Source organism: Pseudomonas sp. LF020 (assembly GCF_053456425.1).
In genome coordinates this window covers 69,038-85,254 of sequence record NZ_JBRFIX010000016.1, presented here as the reverse complement: position 1 = coordinate 85,254, position 16,217 = coordinate 69,038, and the positions used below count along the sequence as shown (strand labels likewise).

General features: G+C 59.8%; 14 protein-coding genes. 2 read left to right on the top strand and 12 right to left on the bottom strand.

Going from position 1 to position 16,217, the window contains the following annotated elements; translation table 11 throughout:
• Positions 1 to 1,317: 1,317 nt before the first annotated feature.
• The 6 genes from ACU680_RS26185 to galE all read right to left on the bottom strand — a co-directional run bounded on the left by ACU680_RS26185 (position 1,318) and on the right by galE (position 7,515).
• Entirely contained in the window at positions 1,318 to 3,396 is a 2,079-nt protein-coding gene (locus tag ACU680_RS26185) for a YjbH domain-containing protein (protein ID WP_448180939.1), read from the bottom strand.
• Positions 3,393 to 4,154: a capsule biosynthesis GfcC family protein gene (locus ACU680_RS26180; RefSeq protein WP_367085175.1), complete on the bottom strand. Its 762-nt coding sequence runs from the start codon at positions 4,152 to 4,154 to the stop codon at positions 3,393 to 3,395. Before ACU680_RS26180 ends, ACU680_RS26185 begins: the two co-directional genes overlap by 4 nt.
• Entirely contained in the window at positions 4,151 to 4,816 is a 666-nt protein-coding gene (locus ACU680_RS26175) for a YjbF family lipoprotein (RefSeq protein WP_258675332.1), read from the bottom strand. Before ACU680_RS26175 ends, ACU680_RS26180 begins: the two co-directional genes overlap by 4 nt.
• An 8-nt stretch (positions 4,817 to 4,824) precedes the next feature.
• The gene (locus ACU680_RS26170) at positions 4,825 to 5,940 is read right to left on the bottom strand and encodes a polysaccharide biosynthesis/export family protein (protein ID WP_198758577.1); all 1,116 of its coding nucleotides are present in this window, start codon (positions 5,938 to 5,940) and stop codon (positions 4,825 to 4,827) included.
• 90 nt (positions 5,941 to 6,030) lie between these two features.
• A complete protein-coding gene (locus ACU680_RS26165) occupies positions 6,031 to 6,267 on the bottom strand; it encodes a hypothetical protein (RefSeq protein ID WP_003226528.1) in 237 nt (78 codons plus the stop codon).
• A 231-nt stretch (positions 6,268 to 6,498) separates the two neighbouring features.
• Positions 6,499 to 7,515, bottom strand: coding sequence for a UDP-glucose 4-epimerase GalE (galE, locus tag ACU680_RS26160; RefSeq protein ID WP_448180938.1), 1,017 nt, complete (start codon positions 7,513 to 7,515; stop codon positions 6,499 to 6,501).
• Between the two features lie 389 nt (positions 7,516 to 7,904).
• On the opposite strand from galE, the gene galU reads away from it, so the two are divergent.
• Entirely contained in the window at positions 7,905 to 8,738 is an 834-nt protein-coding gene (gene galU, locus ACU680_RS26155; protein WP_064588397.1) for a UTP--glucose-1-phosphate uridylyltransferase GalU, read from the top strand.
• A gap of 37 nt (positions 8,739 to 8,775) precedes the next feature.
• The gene (locus ACU680_RS26150; protein ID WP_448180937.1) at positions 8,776 to 9,180 is read left to right on the top strand and encodes a phosphohexomutase domain-containing protein; all 405 of its coding nucleotides are present in this window, start codon (positions 8,776 to 8,778) and stop codon (positions 9,178 to 9,180) included.
• 90 nt (positions 9,181 to 9,270) lie between these two features.
• Here the strand turns inward: ACU680_RS26150 and ACU680_RS26145 are convergent, their stop codons facing one another.
• The 6 genes from ACU680_RS26145 to ACU680_RS26120 form a co-directional block, all read right to left on the bottom strand.
• Positions 9,271 to 10,410 (bottom strand): SGNH/GDSL hydrolase family protein, encoded by a 1,140-nt coding sequence (locus ACU680_RS26145; RefSeq protein WP_367085177.1) that lies wholly within the window; start codon positions 10,408 to 10,410, stop codon positions 9,271 to 9,273.
• A 210-nt stretch (positions 10,411 to 10,620) separates the two neighbouring features.
• Positions 10,621 to 11,664: an acyltransferase family protein gene (locus ACU680_RS26140; protein WP_448180936.1), complete on the bottom strand. Its 1,044-nt coding sequence runs from the start codon at positions 11,662 to 11,664 to the stop codon at positions 10,621 to 10,623.
• Positions 11,665 to 11,676: 12 nt separating this feature from the next.
• Positions 11,677 to 12,780: a hypothetical protein gene (locus tag ACU680_RS26135; RefSeq protein WP_222018832.1), complete on the bottom strand. Its 1,104-nt coding sequence runs from the start codon at positions 12,778 to 12,780 to the stop codon at positions 11,677 to 11,679.
• Positions 12,771 to 14,000 (bottom strand): MATE family efflux transporter, encoded by a 1,230-nt coding sequence (locus ACU680_RS26130; RefSeq protein ID WP_448180935.1) that lies wholly within the window; start codon positions 13,998 to 14,000, stop codon positions 12,771 to 12,773. Before ACU680_RS26130 ends, ACU680_RS26135 begins: the two co-directional genes overlap by 10 nt.
• Positions 13,997 to 15,109 (bottom strand): polysaccharide pyruvyl transferase family protein, encoded by a 1,113-nt coding sequence (locus ACU680_RS26125; RefSeq protein WP_448180934.1) that lies wholly within the window; start codon positions 15,107 to 15,109, stop codon positions 13,997 to 13,999. Before ACU680_RS26125 ends, ACU680_RS26130 begins: the two co-directional genes overlap by 4 nt.
• Positions 15,110 to 15,123: 14 nt before the next feature.
• Positions 15,124 to 16,206, bottom strand: a complete 1,083-nt coding sequence (locus ACU680_RS26120) for a glycosyltransferase (protein ID WP_448180933.1) — start codon at positions 16,204 to 16,206, stop codon at positions 15,124 to 15,126.
• Positions 16,207 to 16,217 lie beyond the last annotated feature (11 nt).

Below are 16,217 nucleotides of genomic sequence, written 5' to 3'. Positions count from 1 at the left end.
CGGTGGGTCAGGCAGCACAGATGTTGAATGGGCCGACGCCTTCGCGAGCAAGCTCGCTCCCACAGGGATTGGGGTGTGGATCAAGATATTTGCTTCACCCTCGAACCACTGTGGGAGCGTGGCTTGCCCGCGAAAGCGGTGGGTCAGGCAGCACAGATGTTGAATGGGCCGACGCCTTCGCGAGCAAGCTCGCCCCCACAGGGATTGGGGTGTGGATCAAGATATTTGCTTCACCCTCGAACCACTGTGGGAGCGTGGCTTGCCCGCGAAAGCGGTGGGTCAGGCAGCGCAGATGTTGAATGTGCCGACGCCTTCGCGAGCAAGCCCGCTCCCACAGGGATTGGGGTGTGGATCAAGATATTTGCTTCACCCTCGAACCACTGTGGGAGCGTGGCTTGCCCGCGAAAGCGGTGGGTCAGGCAGCACAGATGTTGAATGTGCCGACGCCTTCGCGAGCAAGCTCGCTCCCACAGGGATTGGGGTGTGGATCAAGATATTTGCTTCACCCTCGGAACCACTGTGGGAGCGTGGCTTGCCCGCGAAAGCGGTGGGTCAGGCAGCACAGATGTTGAATGTGCCGACGCCTTCGCGAGCAAGCTCGCTCCCACAGGGATTGGGGTGTGGATCAAGATATTTGCTTCACCCTCGGAACCACTGTGGGAGCGTGGCTTGCCCGCGAAAGCGGTGGGTCAGGCAGCGCAGATGTTGAATGTGCCGACGCCTTCGCGAACAAGCTCGCTCCCACAGGGATTGGGGTGTGGATCAAGATATTTGCTTCACCCTCGAACCACTGTGGGAGCGTGGCTTGCCCGCGAAAGCGGTGGGTCAGGCAGCACAGATGTTGAATGGGCCGACGCCTTCGCGGGCAAGCCCGTTCCCACAGGAATTGGGGTGTGGATCAAGATATTTGCTTCACCCTCGAACCACTGTGGGAGCGTGGCTTGCCCGCGAAAGCGGTGGGTCAGGCAGCACAGATGTTGAATGGGCCGACGCCTTCGCGAGCAAGCTCGCTCCCACAGGGATTGGGGTGTGGATCAAGATATTTGTTTCACCCTCGAACCACTGTGGGAGCGTGGCTTGCCCGCGAAGACGGTGGGTCAGGCAGCGCAGATGTTGAATGGGCCGACGCTTTCGCGAGCAAGCCCGCTCCCACAGGGATGGGGTTTGGGTCGGGATTTGTGGCCTCACCGCAGGACCATTGCAGGAGTGAGTCTGCTCGCGATTGCGGTGGGTCTGGCGACACGGATGTCAACTGGGCTGACGCTATCGCGAGCAGGCTCACTCCTACAGGGAGAGGGATGTGGGGTGGCTCGGGGTTTACTCGGTAATCTTCGAGAAGTTGCGGTAGAACATGTCACCCTCGCGGCTATCGGTCATCGAGTGCAGCTGGAAGCTGCGATTGAGCCTGGCGCCGCCGTCACGGGTCAGGGGGGCCCAGACGAGGTTGGCGCGGCGCATGGTCGACATGCTCATCATTTCGTCGAACGGGATCGACAGGTAGATGCCCTTGTCGAAACTACCCTCCCCGTACTCGGCACTGCCGGCGGTAGTGATCGTCGCCCAGGCGCCAAAACGCACGCCATTGAAAAACTCGCGGGAGATGTCCAGCGTACCGCCCCAGTCGCCGGCCAGGTAGCGACCGACGCTGACCGCCGCCAGCGTGTCATACGGCAAGTCGGTGTAGCCGGTGATGTGCCCGGTCCAGACTGAGTAATCGCGCAGGCCGAAACCCTGGTCGAACTCGCGCTGACGCACGTAGTTCAGATCCGCCCCCACCGACCAGCGCTCGCCGGTCGGACGGAACAGCACCTCACCGCCGACGCCGGCAAACATCGACTCCAGATAGCCGCCGTAGACCATGCCATACAGGTCCTTGTCCAACTGCTCGGCGTGGCTGACCTGGAACAACGGCATGGTCACTTCCGAGGTGGTCAGGTACTGACGCAAATCGGTGCGCACCCGCGGCAGGCCACTCGGCGCATCGTAGGTGAACTTGTCGAAGTTGTTCACCAGGTTGGCACTGAGCAGGCCGTTCCACCAGGTGTTGCGGTTGAAGCGGTACTCGGCGTCCGCATCGGCGCTGAATTGATAGAGCAAACCATCCGGGCCGCCAACGTTCTGCTTGAAGCCGAGGCCGACGCCGTAATTGAAGTGCTGCGGCGCTTCGCTGTAGAGGGTTTTCTCGTTGTGCGGCATCGCCGGGTTGATCTCGGTGGTGCGGTGCAACGACTCCAGCGGCTCCTCGTTGTTGATCACTTCGCGGAAGGTCTGACGCGGCACGCTGGTCTCTTCCAGTGGCAGGTCGTAGCGCTTGTTGACCACGGTGAACCAGTTGATGTCGTCGTTCACGCTGTTGTCGAGAATCCGGCTCGCGCGGCCAACGGCCTTCGACGAATGGAAGTAGCGCTGCTGCTCGCCGTAGACGATCAGCTCGGAATCACGCTGGCTGATGCGCTCGACCTTGTACCCGGCATTCTGCTGCAGACGTTGCGACACGTCGGCCCAGTTGACCTGATCCATCGGCGTGGTCGGCATCTTCGCCGGCAGCGGTTCCGGTGTCGGGTCGTAGGTCTTGGCCGGTGCCTTGCGGCTGACAAAATTGGTGTGGAACGTGATGCCGAACATCGCCGTGTTGCCCCGTTCCCACGCCGCGCTGACGTCCACCGAATCCGCCACCTTGAACACCGCGCCGAAGTTGATCGGCGAGTCCTGTTTGATCACGTTGTCCTTCGGCTCGTGCTTGTAGTCGTTGCCTTCGTATTCGAGCTTCAGGCTGAGTCGATCCCACGGCGTCTGGTAGCTCACACCACCGAAGAACGACGGCCGACCGCGAAAGTACGAACCGGAGTTGACGTCACCGGTACCTTCGAGAGCCGGTCGAGTGTCGAAGCGATCACTGACGTAGCCCAGCGGGTTGTCGAGATCACCGCGATTACCGAGATAACCCCAGGCGATGCCGGCGCTGAAATCGAAATTGTCGAAGCGCTTGTTGGCGACGAAGAACTCACTGGAGAACAAGCCCGTACCACCGATGTCTCGGAAGCCCAGCGCGATTTCCGGTGCCCAGTGGCTTTCCTGCCACAGCCGGACTTTGGCATCGACCGCCTTGTCCTTATAGGACTGGCTGCCACTCAGCGCCTCGGAGCCGTACGGCCGGTTAGTGATGGCGGTGTAGCGGAACGAACCTTCGAGCCAGTCCAGTGGCTGCAACGACACGCTGTAGCGGCTGTAAGGCTCGGTGCGGTTGGCGTTGACGCTCAGCTCGCCAGCCGGGGCCATGCGCGCGGTCGGGGTCTGCAACAGACCGGTGCCGCCGAAATCATTTTGGGTAATACGCGGCTCGGCATGCACCAGACCGCACGGCAATAACAACATAGCTGCAAAACGTAACTTCAACGAACCACCTCAGCCAGCTGCGTGGCAATCAATTCGGCCAACTGCTGATTCAGTTCAGGAACAGGCGGATCCAGATCATCGTTTTTCACCGGCACCAGAATCTTGCTGCCGGCCACGGGAAACTGCCCGCTCTCGCGATTCCAGTGGGCGATACCCACGCGCCGCACCGCACCATTGGGCTGGATCAGCCACAGGTAATCGGCCTCGGCATCGTCCAGCGGCGTACAGCTTTCCAGGTACTCACGCGCTTCCAGCAGGGGCTGATAAGGCAGGTGGCAGGTCTCGGCGACCGCGCCCAGCACTTGCACCTCGTCGACCCGCTTCGGGTAGATCAGGCGATCGCCATCGTCGAGACGAATGTTGCGTGCGAAACCGACTTCCACCGCGACCGGATCGAGATCCGCGACCTGACGCCCGGTGACCGGCATCTGCCGCACCTGTTCGGCCAGGCGCAGCGCCAGCGCCGCGCGACTCGGGCGGTCAAACAACGAGGCCATGCGCTGCAACACATCGAGATCGAACAACACCCCGGCCTTGAGCCGCGCCTGCTGTTCCAGCAACGACTGGCGCAACAACTCGCCGGCCAGCCAGTAACCTTCGGCATTCGGTACGGCCACGCTGATCACGTCGAGCAAGCGCCCGCCCGGCGGCAATTCCACCGGCCCCGGGTTGGCGACATCGCCGCTGACCGTGACCGCTGCCTGACCGATGCCACTGAGCAACAGCAAACCTGCCGATAACATCCGTAAGCGCTTCACGGCAGATGCCTGCGATCAGGGGTAAGTTGCACGATGCGCACGCGCAGTTGCGTGGTCAGTTGCTGCTCGCTCTGCAGGATGAAACCATCCAGCGGATCGACCCAATAATGGTTGGTCGCGCGCAGGCCGATCGCCGGGACGTCGATACGTTCGTCGACACGCAGCACGGTGTATTCCTTGTCGAGAATCTGCAGGGTTTGCGTGGATCGACGGGAGAACCGGCTGTTGACGATCAAGCCGACTTCCTGACCCTTGTACAGGTCGATCCAGCGCTGACTGGTGAAGCCATCAGCGACTTGATGCAGGCCGCGCTTGAATGGCGCGTTGTCGGCCAGCCGCGTACCGTCCAGGTCGCCCTCCACACCGAGGCCGATGGTGCGCACGGCAAGGCCATCGCGCAGCAGCAACACCTGTTTGCCGGAAGCGACCCAGAACTGCAGGTCTTCACGCTCGCGCACCAGCGCCAGCACCCCGGAGCCGGACGGTGTGGTCAGTTTGACTTGCGGATACTTGACCTCGGCCACCTGCGCCGCACTCACGTCCAGCTCGTCCGGGCCGATCACCGCCGACTTGAGGTTGCGTACCGAAGCGGTCATCAGCGGGTTACAGCCACACAACATCAAGGCCGCCATCAGGCAGACGCCAACTTTCAAGGTTTTCACGGTCGGCCTTATTTGCTGTTGTTGCTGAATTCGCTCCAGTTCTTCGCAGCGGAAGCCCCGGTCCCGACAATCGATGCCGACGGCACCAGTTGGCTGATGAAGCGGTTCCAGCGCGTGACGTTGGCCGGGCCGACGTACACCACATCCTGGGGACGCACTTCAAAGTGCGAAGCGAGTGCCATTGAGGTCGGCGACTGAGCTTCCAGTTGATAGATTTTCGCCGGCTCGACATCGAGGTTTTCCACCCCGCGAATCACGTATACCGCGTTGCCGTTGGAGGTGGTCTGGCTCAAGCCGCCGACCGAACCGAGCACGTCGGAGAGGTTCATCGTCGCGGTCTTGAAACTCAGCGCACGGGGCTGATTGACTTCGCCCATGACGTAGATGCGCTTGTTGTCGTTGTACGGCAGATACAGCTGATCGCCGCCCTTGAGGAAGACGTGCTGCAACTCGGAATCCTGCTGGTTCAGCGAGTCGAGATTGAGCGGATACACCCGGCCATTGCGAGTCAGCAACAAGCCCGACAGGTCGGCGTTGTTGGTGTCGATGCCGGCAGTACCGAGGGCCTCGACCACGCTCAACGGGTTGGTGGAAATCGGCTGTGGTCCGGCCTTGGCGACGGCGCCGGAAACCACCACTTTCTGACTGGCGAAACGCAGCACCGCGACATCCACTTGCGGCTCGGCGATGAACGCCGACAGGCGTGTTTCGATGTCCGAGCGCAATTGTTGAATAGTCTTGCCGGCGGCCTGCACTTCCTTGATGAACGGGTAGTACAGCGTGCCATCGGAGCGCACCAGTCGACCGTTGGCGTCGATCTGCTGTTGTGCCCCCGATGGCGCGGTCAGCTCCGGGTGATCCCAGACCGTGATGTACAGCACATCGTTGCTGCCAATGCGGTATTCCGCCGGTGTTGCCAACAGTTCCGCCGGCACCGTTTCACGCTTTTGTGTGGCGCGAGTCATCGAGATCAGCTTGGGCGTGATCGGAATCAGCTCGACCCGACTGCTTTCGCTGGCGCCCTGGCGCGTGATGTCGCCGGTGCTCAGGTATTGGCCGGGGGAAAACATGCAACCTTGCAAAGCGATACTTGCCAACAGCAAAAGAGAAAAACTACGAGTCATAATGGCACTACGCTATTCAAGGGCGAATCTAAAAATAAAGTCACCCGACTTGCGTCGGGCGACCCTGTACTGCACTAACAAATGTTCCTGTTAGTTGTGCGTGCCGGTGGTGCCGGTAGTACCGGTGGTGCCAGTGGTACCGCCGTTGGCACTTCCGCCACTGTTGGACGCCGCGACTGCACTGGCGACCATTGCAGTACTGGCAGCAGGCGCTGTAGAAGCCGCCACACTGCCAGATACATTGGTCACCGCAGTTAGCGGCGCTTCAGCAGCGGACGCCCAGTTGCTCAACATCGTCAACAGGGCAATCGCCATCACTTTTTTCATATCAACTCCTTTCTAACATTCGACCTGTTAAAAAACGGTCTTTGTTAGCGGTGGTAGCGTTCAAGCCCGCAAAAAGCGCGAACAAGATCCGTCGTTCTTTCACAGCCTTACCCAACTGATAAAAGTCGAACGGCAGGTTTATATCTACGGACTTGCAAAAGGCATTTCCAGCGTATTTTCCCGACGATATCTAACAGCTGACCGAAACTAACATTCAGTATTAGAACGACATCATTCGAGATAACCGCGTGGATGATTCGATTGCCAGCGCCAGGTATCGGTGACCATGTCCTGCAAACTGCGCGTGGCTTTCCAGCCAAGCTCTTTTGCAGCTTTGGAAGCGTCGGCCCAGCTCTCGGCAATGTCCCCGCTGCGACGTGGCATCACCCGGTACGGCACTGGTCGTCCGCTGGCTTGTTCGAAGGCATGCAGCACTTGCATCACGCTGTAGCCGTCGCCGGTGCCGAGGTTCCAGGTATGGATGCCCGGGCGGTCGGCAATCGATTGCAGGGCTTTGAGATGGCCATCGGCGAGGTCGACGACGTGGATGTAATCGCGCACCCCGGTGCCGTCGATCGTCGGGTAATCGTCGCCGAAAATCGATAACTCCTGCAGGCTGCCGACCGCAACCTGGCTGATGTAAGGCAACAGGTTGTTGGGGATGCCGCTGGGGTCTTCGCCCATATGCCCGCTGTGATGCGCACCGATCGGGTTGAAGTAACGCAGCAAGGCGATGCTCCAGCGTGGCTCGGCCTGACTCAGGTCGCGTAGCACGTTCTCGACGATCAGCTTGGATTGACCATAGGGATTGGTCGGAATGCCGGTGGGGAAATCTTCGCGGATCGGCATCTGCTCAGGTTCGCCGTACACCGTCGCCGACGAGCTGAACACCAACCGGAACACGCCGGCCGCGGCCATCGCCTGACACAGCGTGATGCTGCCACCGACGTTGTTCTCGTAGTAATCCAGCGGCTTGCGCACGCTCTCGCCGACGGCCTTGAGCCCGGCAAAATGCAGCACCGCGTCGATCGCATGCTCGTGGAAAATCCGGTCGAGCAACGCTCGATCGCAGACATCACCGCGAATCATCAACGCGCTTTTGCCGCAAATACCTTCTATCGCGTGCAATGCCGCATCGCTGCTGTTGCAAAGATTATCCAGTACAACAACTTCATAACCTGCTTCAAGCAGCGCAAGTGTGGTGTGCGAGCCGATATAGCCGGCGCCACCCGTTACCAGAATCTTCATAGCGCGGTCCGTCATTGGATAAGTGACAAGTAGCCTGTCAAGCCCCTTTCATTGAATCTGTGGCGCACCACACAAATAAGGACGACAACAGCCTTAAACAAAATTAGTTCAACCACTGGCAATAAATATTTTTGCAGGTCAAACTGTATTGCCCGGTACTTATTAGCACCCCAAGTACACTCATCACTATCAACAGATACCGACTAAAAATAACTAATAACGTTATTACCGACATCTCATAACATTGTCATGTTTTACCCCCTGCGCTAATTGCCATTAACAACCTGACTCAGGTATTAAAGTACTCGTTCAATAATCATTGAAACTTGTGCGCCTTGATCAGTGCGCGCATCCGTTGCCTGTGTTCCATGACTGTCCAGGATACTTTTATGATTCGTAAATGTTTGTTCCCCGCTGCCGGTTACGGCACGCGTTTCTTGCCGGCGACCAAAGCCATGCCGAAAGAAATGCTGCCGATCGTCAACAAGCCGTTGATCGAATACGCCGTTGAAGAAGCACGGGACGCCGGCCTGCAACACATGGCCATCGTCACCGGTCGGGGCAAGCGTGCGCTGGAAGACCACTTCGATATCAGCTACGAACTCGAACACCAGATCCGCGGCACCGAGAAAGAAAAATTCCTCGCCGGCACCCGCGAGCTGATCGACACCTGTACCTTCTCCTATACCCGTCAGGTGGAAATGAAGGGCCTCGGTCACGCGATTCTCAGCGGCCGTCCGTTGATCGGCGATGAACCCTTTGCCGTGGTGCTGGCCGATGACCTGTGCCTGAACCTGGAAGGTGACGGCGTGCTGTCGCAGATGATTCAGCTGTACAAGAAATTCCGCTGCTCGATCGTCGCCATCCAGGAAGTCCCGGCCGACCAGACCCACAAGTACGGGGTGATCGCCGGCGAGCTGATTTCCGACGGCATCTACCGGGTCAACCACATGGTGGAAAAGCCGGCACCGCAGGACGCGCCGTCGAACCTGGCGATCATCGGTCGCTACATCCTTACCCCGGACATCTTCGACCTGATCGCCGACACCCAACCGGGCAAGGGCGGCGAGATCCAGATCACCGACGCGCTGATGAAACAGGCGCAGAACGGTTGCGTGCTGGCCTACAAGTTCAAGGGCCTGCGCTTCGACTGCGGCGACGCCGAGGGTTATCTGCAGGCAACCAATTTCTGCTACGACAACGTCTACCTCAAAGGCCGCTGAGACGGCCCCGCCCACTTCTCTTTTCAGGAGGCAACCCATGAACATGGCACAGCATGCAGCAGAGATTGAACGGGAGGTGGGCAACCTCGGAGCGGTCAGCTGGTTGCCTCGCCACCAGCCGCTGCCCAGCGCCAACGAGTCGTGGCTGGGCAGCATTCTGCTGGTGGAGCGCATCGGCATGTTTCCCGCGTCCGGCGACATTCGCCGGGCGCTGGCGGATCCCTACCCCCTGCTCGCCCATCTGAAACAACGCTATGCCGGGCAGGCGCTGGAAATGGACGACCGCGATGGCCTGAAAGTGATCTTCAGCGACTGGCGCTTCCGCGTACGCCTGTGCTGCAACGAGCCGGCGATCATCATCAATGTCGAGACGCGGTGTGCCACGCAACTGATGCCGCAGAAGACTGCGGAGCTCCTGAGCCAGATCGATAACTTCCAATAAAACACTTTCCTGTAGGAGCTGCGGCACGCTGCGATCTTTTGATCTTGATCTTTAAAAACAACATCAAAAGATCGCAGCGTGCCGCAGCTCCTACAGGGGTTTTGTGGTGTCGCAACTGGTTGTGTTGATGCCACTGACGATCCAGCGATAGAAGTAATCGGCAATCACCTTCCCGCCCGTGGCCGGCTGCGGATGAATCTTGTCCGGACCGATCATCGCCGCCGCATAGCGTTTGACGTCAGGGCCGAACGCGCATTGCAGATTGGCAAAGCCCAGCTGCTGCTCATGCGCCCACGGCTGCAGCACCTGCGCATACGCCGACATCGGATAGGCGCTGGAACGCGTGGTGTCCTGACGCATGATCAGGTTGATGCTCGCCGCCGGTTGGATCTCGCGGATCATCGCCACCAGGCCCTGAACGTTGTGCAGGTACTGCTCGGGTTTGACCCCGAAGCCCTGATCGTTGCCGCCGAGCATGATCAGGTAAACGTCGGCGGGGATCTTCGACACGGCGGCTTTCCATTGCACCTGCCATTGCGGATCCTGGTGATAAAAGTCAGCGGAGGCCGCTCCGGAGGCCGCCAGTTTCGAAACCCGCACGCCGTTCTGGTCGTTACTCAGCCACAGGCCGAACAAGGTCGGCGCGCCCTTCACCACTTCCAGTTTGAACGACCATTCTGCCGCTGAAGAGAGACCTGAAAGCGGTACTTCCTGAACGCCCGAACCCTTGAGCGTCAATGGCTGCCAGTCTTCCGAGGGTGTCCACCGGTAGCGCAGCTCACTGGCTTCGCCGTTGCCCAGGTAGAGCAATTTCGCCTGGGTGACTTGGGTGTCGATGGCCGGTGTCGGGCTGGCATCGATTTGCAACCAGGCACCGGGCGTGCCGGTCACCGTGCGGCTGTCGGGGCTGGCCTGGCCGAGACCGGACACCTGCCAGCCACCGTCGAAGTATTTTTCGCTGCTGCGGGTGTATTTGAAATGCGTGCCCCCCAGCGCCGCGCCGTGGTTGAAACCGACGTAACCGGGACCGGCAAAACCAACTTCGCCGGCCACGCGCTGTACCAGTTTGTTCAGGTAGAAATCCTGCCCGGCGCTGTAGCTGTCGCCGATCACCGAGACCGACAAGACCTTCCCGGCCTTGCCTTCGCGCCACTGCGCAAAGCGCTCGCGGGCATCGCCCACCTCCACCACCGACGCTGCGACCGGCTGAGCGTCATTGACTGCCAACATGCATTATTTCCTTCAGTCTGGAATGGCCCCTTCGCGAGCAGAGGTTGAGGTCATCCGCTAAATCCTTGTACACCCAAATCCTGTGGGAACTGGCTTGCCAGCGATGCGGTGGGTCAGGCGAATAAGCTTCATCTGATCGGTCCCCATCGCTGGCAAGCCAGCTCCCACAGGGATGATGTGAGTTCCGGAGATCCTTGCTCGCGAAGCTTTTCAGCTTCTGGCCGGCACCACTGGCGTAACGCTCGCCACCGGTTTTTTCTTCGGCGCACGCTCCCCGAGAAACAGCACCGAAGTGACATTGAAGCGACTGAAAATCATCGACAGCACCACCGGCCCCAACAGACCGAACAGCAGTCCACTGAGCACCAGAATGCTTTCGTCTTTCACCCCCAGCCGCCCCATGACAAACCGCGAAGTCGCCGCGAACAACACATGGAACAGAAAGATCGCGTAAGAGTAGCCGCCCAGCCAGGTCAGCCACTTCGAGCGCATGTCACTCGACAGCAAAGCAATGCAGGACACACACCCCACGGTCAGACCGATCAGGCTGCGGCGGTCGACGATCAACTCACGATCAATCGCCGCCACGTACAGCAGCGTCAACGAAATCAACACAAACACCAGCGGCCCGATCACCTTGAACCGTTGCTTCAACGCCTCGACATTTTCCTGACCGATCATCCCCGCCACAAAAAACGGCAGCAGGTAAATCGCCCCATTGATGCCGAACGCATCGAGCTTGAACGGCGGCAACAGAAACACTGCCGCGGCGAAGGCGAACAGCAGATACAAACGCGTCATCGAGCGCAGCATCCCGCGCCATTCCAGCAGGCCGACGAACATGAAAATGATGAACACCGCCTGCAGGAACCAGAAGTGATTGACCGGCACCCAGAACGACAACAACGCATCAATCACACCAACGTCCTTGTTCACTCCCGGCCCCACCGCCTGCAACACCGAGAACGGCACGCCGACGCAAAACAGCGGCACGATCAGCCGTCGCACCTTGCCGCTGAAGAATGCGGAAAAGTCATTGCCGCGAATTTTGTAGATCGAATAGATGTAGCCGGAAATGAAGGTGAACAGCGGCATGCGCACGTACACCATCGAGTCGGCGATCACCCGGAACGGCGAGCCGATATCGATCTTCAGGCCCCCGCCCAACGGGCCGATGACGTGATAGAGCACCAGCAGCAGGCACGCCAGGCCGCGCAGGGTTTCGATCTCCAGCGATTTTTTCTTGCTCGACATACAGCACCTGCCTCAATTCAGAACTCGTGATTCAACCCGCACCGGTTTGTTCGCACGCAACATCAGACCCAAGCCGACAAACAGCACCGGCACCACCATGGAAAAGTGCCGGGCGAAGGAGCCGAAGTCCGGCTCGAACAAGCCTTGCACCAACAGAAACGCCAGCGGTATCGCGATCAGTTCTTTGGGTTTGGTCTCGATCGGCGCACCTTTGTAGTCGGTGGAGGTGATGACTTTGAACAGCAGCAGCGCGGTCATGATCATCAACGCGACGAAGATCACCTGGCCCGGCCCGGACAACAGAATCAGCTCCACCGGGAACGACAACCGGAAGAAAATGATCATCGAGTCCAGCGCCTGAGAGACGAAGTCGCTGCCGCTGAGCCACGACACGATCAGCGATTTCGAACCCTCCTCCCCCGCCGTGCGCAACTCGTTGTTGCTGGCGCGAATCGATGACACCGGAAAGCCCAGCGCCAGCTGGATCGCCATGGCCACGGCCAGATAAAACAGGAACAGCATCAGGAAGAAGGTGAAGCGCGACACGTACTTCTTCATCACGCAAACGCCGACCCACGACAGCGAAAACAGGATCCAGTAAGGGCGGATCAGTACGCCGTAGATCACCGCCGAGAGAAAAAAACCGCCGCGATATTTGCGCGTCAGCGAGCTGAACAAAATGCTCAGCACCGCCACCGAGACGATGATTTCCTTGGTCAGGTTTTCCAGAAAAAACGAACGCACAATCCCCCACAGACACAGGGTGCCGAAGATCGCCAACGGCATGCGCCGGAACACCACCACCGGAATCGCCGTGAGGAAGAAGTTGCAGAACATCCCGTAGGCCCAGGCGTTGGTCAAGTTGATCCCGGTGGGCCGCAGCAGGAACGCCGAACACTCGTAGGAGGAGCGATCCGGCGAGAACGGGTTCCAGAAATTGCAGTTGTCGGCCCGCGCATAGGACGACCACAACGTCATCGCATCCGGCCCCGGATCACGCGGGATCAGCAGCGGCATCGCCACCGACAGAAACAACCCGGTGAACAGAATCAGGAACGACAGCGAGGAGTCGAGTCTGCGGCCGCGAAACTCGATACACGGCAACTTCAACCCCATGCCAGCGCCCCTTTTGCGCGGGACGCTCGGGTCAACACGGCAATCACGCCAAGCTGCACGATGATCGCGAAGACATTGCCCCACGCCGCGCCATAAATCGAATAGTGCTTGATCAGCACATAGCTGACCGGCACCGACACCAGCAGGCAGATCGCCGCGCTGGCGAATGACACTCGACTGTTTTTCGAGGCGATCAGACCGCCCCAGACGATGTCGCCGATGGCCCGCAGGGCAAAGGAAAAGATCAGCACGCCGAGGATCGCGTTGTCCGGACGCGGCACGCTGCTGGCGACGTAATCGAGCACCACGTTGAAGAACAGATAGATCAACACGGCCACCGCCGCTGACACCACCAACGAGCGCATCACCCACTTGTTGACGAACAAGTGCCGGACGGTGAATGCCTGCTGATCCGCCTGAAACCGCTTGGCCAGCACTGGAATGCCGACCACCGCCACCACCGCGTAGGACAGCGCCTGCAAGGTGTTTGCCGCCGACCATGCGTACACGTATTTACCGAGGCTGGCGTAGGGTTCGAGGTCGGCAATCAGAAAGCGCTCGGCGTACTGACTCAGCGCGATCAAGCCCGTGCCGAAGTAGAACGGCAGGCCGGCCTTCCACACGGTCGCGGTAGTCAGTGCTTCGCTGACCCGGCCCTTGTGCACGTTCACCACGATCAGATAACCGGCGACGATCACCAGCACGTTGGCCGCCACCCACAACCACAGCACACTGGCGATGCCGGACACCCAGTCGAGCATCATCCCGCCCACCGCCAGCAACGCCCACAGGCCGGTCTTGATGAAAAACAGCAGCGCTCCCGCCGTGGCTTTCTGTGCGGAAAACACGAACGAGTTGATCTCGAACGACAGGTGTTCGGTGAGCAGCACCAGCGTCACGCAGAGGATCAACGCGGTGCCCGCCTCGACCTGCTGGAACAGCGAGTAAATCCCCACCGTCAGCAGCGACAGCAGCAACCCCACCGCCAGGTACAGCAGCAGGACTTTGTCGACCACCCGCCGCGAACTGCCACCGACGCTGATCAACCGATTGATCTCGGAACTGAAACCAACGCTGTAGAACTTCGAAGCGATCAGCGACGCCGCGACCACCACGCCATAAAACCCCAGCGCTTCGTAGCCCAGGTAATGGGTGATGGCCAACACCAGCAGAAACTTCGCGCCTAACGCTCCGCCGCGCAGCAGCAAGCGAAATATCATCGAACGACGCCTTTGATGATCTCGTCCATCATCACCGTCTTGGCTTCGATTTCGCGGCAGGTGTCGGTCAGGCGCTTGCCGAAGTTCGACAGGGCATTCGGCGCGTAAACAGTGTCGATGATGGTGTCGACATTGATGTCGCCGCCGTTGATCACCCAGTCCTCCACGCCCATGTCCTGATAGGCGCCAAAACCTTTGCGCTCATAGCTGATATGGTACGCCGGGACGCCGGACAGCAGCGATTCGATGGCGCCGTGCAGGCGCACCGAGATCACCAGGTCCGGCTGATATTTGGCAATCGTCGCCTTCAGCGACAGCAGGTCTTCGCTGATGCCCAGCTCGCGATAGAACGCACCGTCATCGTTGCCGCGAATGGCGCTCTGCACGGCGCAGACCACTTTGCTTTTGTTCTTCAGGCGCTGCAGCAGCACCTTCAGGTTGGCGACGTAGGCGACCTTCTTTTCCTTGCTCCACTCCGGCGGCTTGCGCAGCACCACGCACACGGTGGCCGGCGACGCGGCGCAACGGGTGAACTTCGGTTGCTGAAGGATCTTGCTGGCCAACGACTGCACCGCCAGATCCGGCGCACGGTAGACGTTTTCGCAGGCATCGAACATCGCCGAGGAGCGGTTATCGCGCACGAACACCGCGTCAGCGCTGGCGTAGTGATCGACGATCTGGCGGCTCTCGCCATGGAACGGGCCGATGCTTTGCGGCAGGTACACCGACGGCACCTTGCTGAGGATCGCCGTTTCCAGTTGCTTGGCGTGGCCGAGTTTCAGCTTGATGTGTTCGAAGGCACTTTTCGAGCGCATGTAGCCGCCACCGACACCGACGATCAGATCGGTCTTGCGCAACAGATCCGCCAGCCCGGCATACGACTGATTGAGAAACACCGCCTGCTTGACCCGCCCAAGACCCTTGGCCGCCATCACCGGCGCGTCGAAACGCGGGTGCGGCAGGTAGGCGAAAGACTGCGGATCGGACGCCACGACATTGATCGCGGTGTCTTCGCCAAAGTTGCGCTGCACCAACGCGATGGCCAGATCGACGAGCAGGCCGTCACCGGAGTTGGAGGCACTGTAGCCATGCAAAATCGTTACGTTCATAAGCTGAGTTCTACTTAATAAGTGGGAGCGCAATACACGTCGTAGGTCTGGCGGATCATCAGCGCGGCACTGAAGCGCTCGCGCACGATGTTCCGGCCTTCGCTGCCGAGGTCGAGCAACCGCGGCTTCTGGATTCGCGCCAGCACATCGGCCAGCGCCTGGTGATCACCGGTGGGAAAGACGTAGCCGGACACTTCATGGGTGACCAGTTCGGGCAGCGACGTGCAGTTACTGGCGATCACCGGCAAACCCATGGCCATGCCTTCCAGCGGCACCATGGCGAAACCCTCCCAGCGGCTCGGGACGATCAGCGCGTCGGCCTGTTGGTACAGCGCCTGCACTTCGGCCGGCGTGACCCACGGCAGGTACTCGACCGCGTCCATCTCGGGGCACTCGACCGTGTCCTCGTTGACCGCACTGCCGACCACTGTCAGTTTCAGATCGCTGCGCTGGACCTTGGCGAAGGCCTTGAGCAACACGTCGAAGCCTTTCTGGTAGTCGAGGCGACCAACGAACAGCAGGTGAATCGGCTCGGGGTTGTCGGCCTTCGGCGCGTCTTCCTTGTGCGGGATGCCGTTGTAGATCAGGCGCATGCGCTTGCGCTCGATGCCGAACCGCGCGGCTTTGTCCATCTCGTAGCGGCTGACGCAAATGATCACGTCGGTGACTTTCTGCAACACGCGCTCGATCCAGGCGTAGACCTTCTGCTTGATGGGCGAGCTTTCCATCAGGAACGAAAAGGCGTGTGGGCAGTAGACAATTTTCGGCTTGCGCCACGGTCGCAGAAGCACACAGACCACGCGGCCGATCACCCCGGAAAAGGTGCTGTGCAGATGCACCACGTCGGGTTTTTCCTTGAGCAGCGTCCGGGCCAGTTCCCACGCAAAGCGCAGCAGCGAGGGCACGTTACGCCCGGACCTGACGAACGTGCGAATCTGGCTCTGGTCGATGCCGTGCAGCTCTTGCTTCTGGTCGAGCGGCACCAGATAGACCAGCTCGTAATTCGAATCCTGGCCTTCGGGCGACGCCGAGATGGTGCGGATAACGGTGGCGACCCCACCTTTTATCGTTTCAGCCACGTGCAGTATTTTCTTCACAACCCACCCAC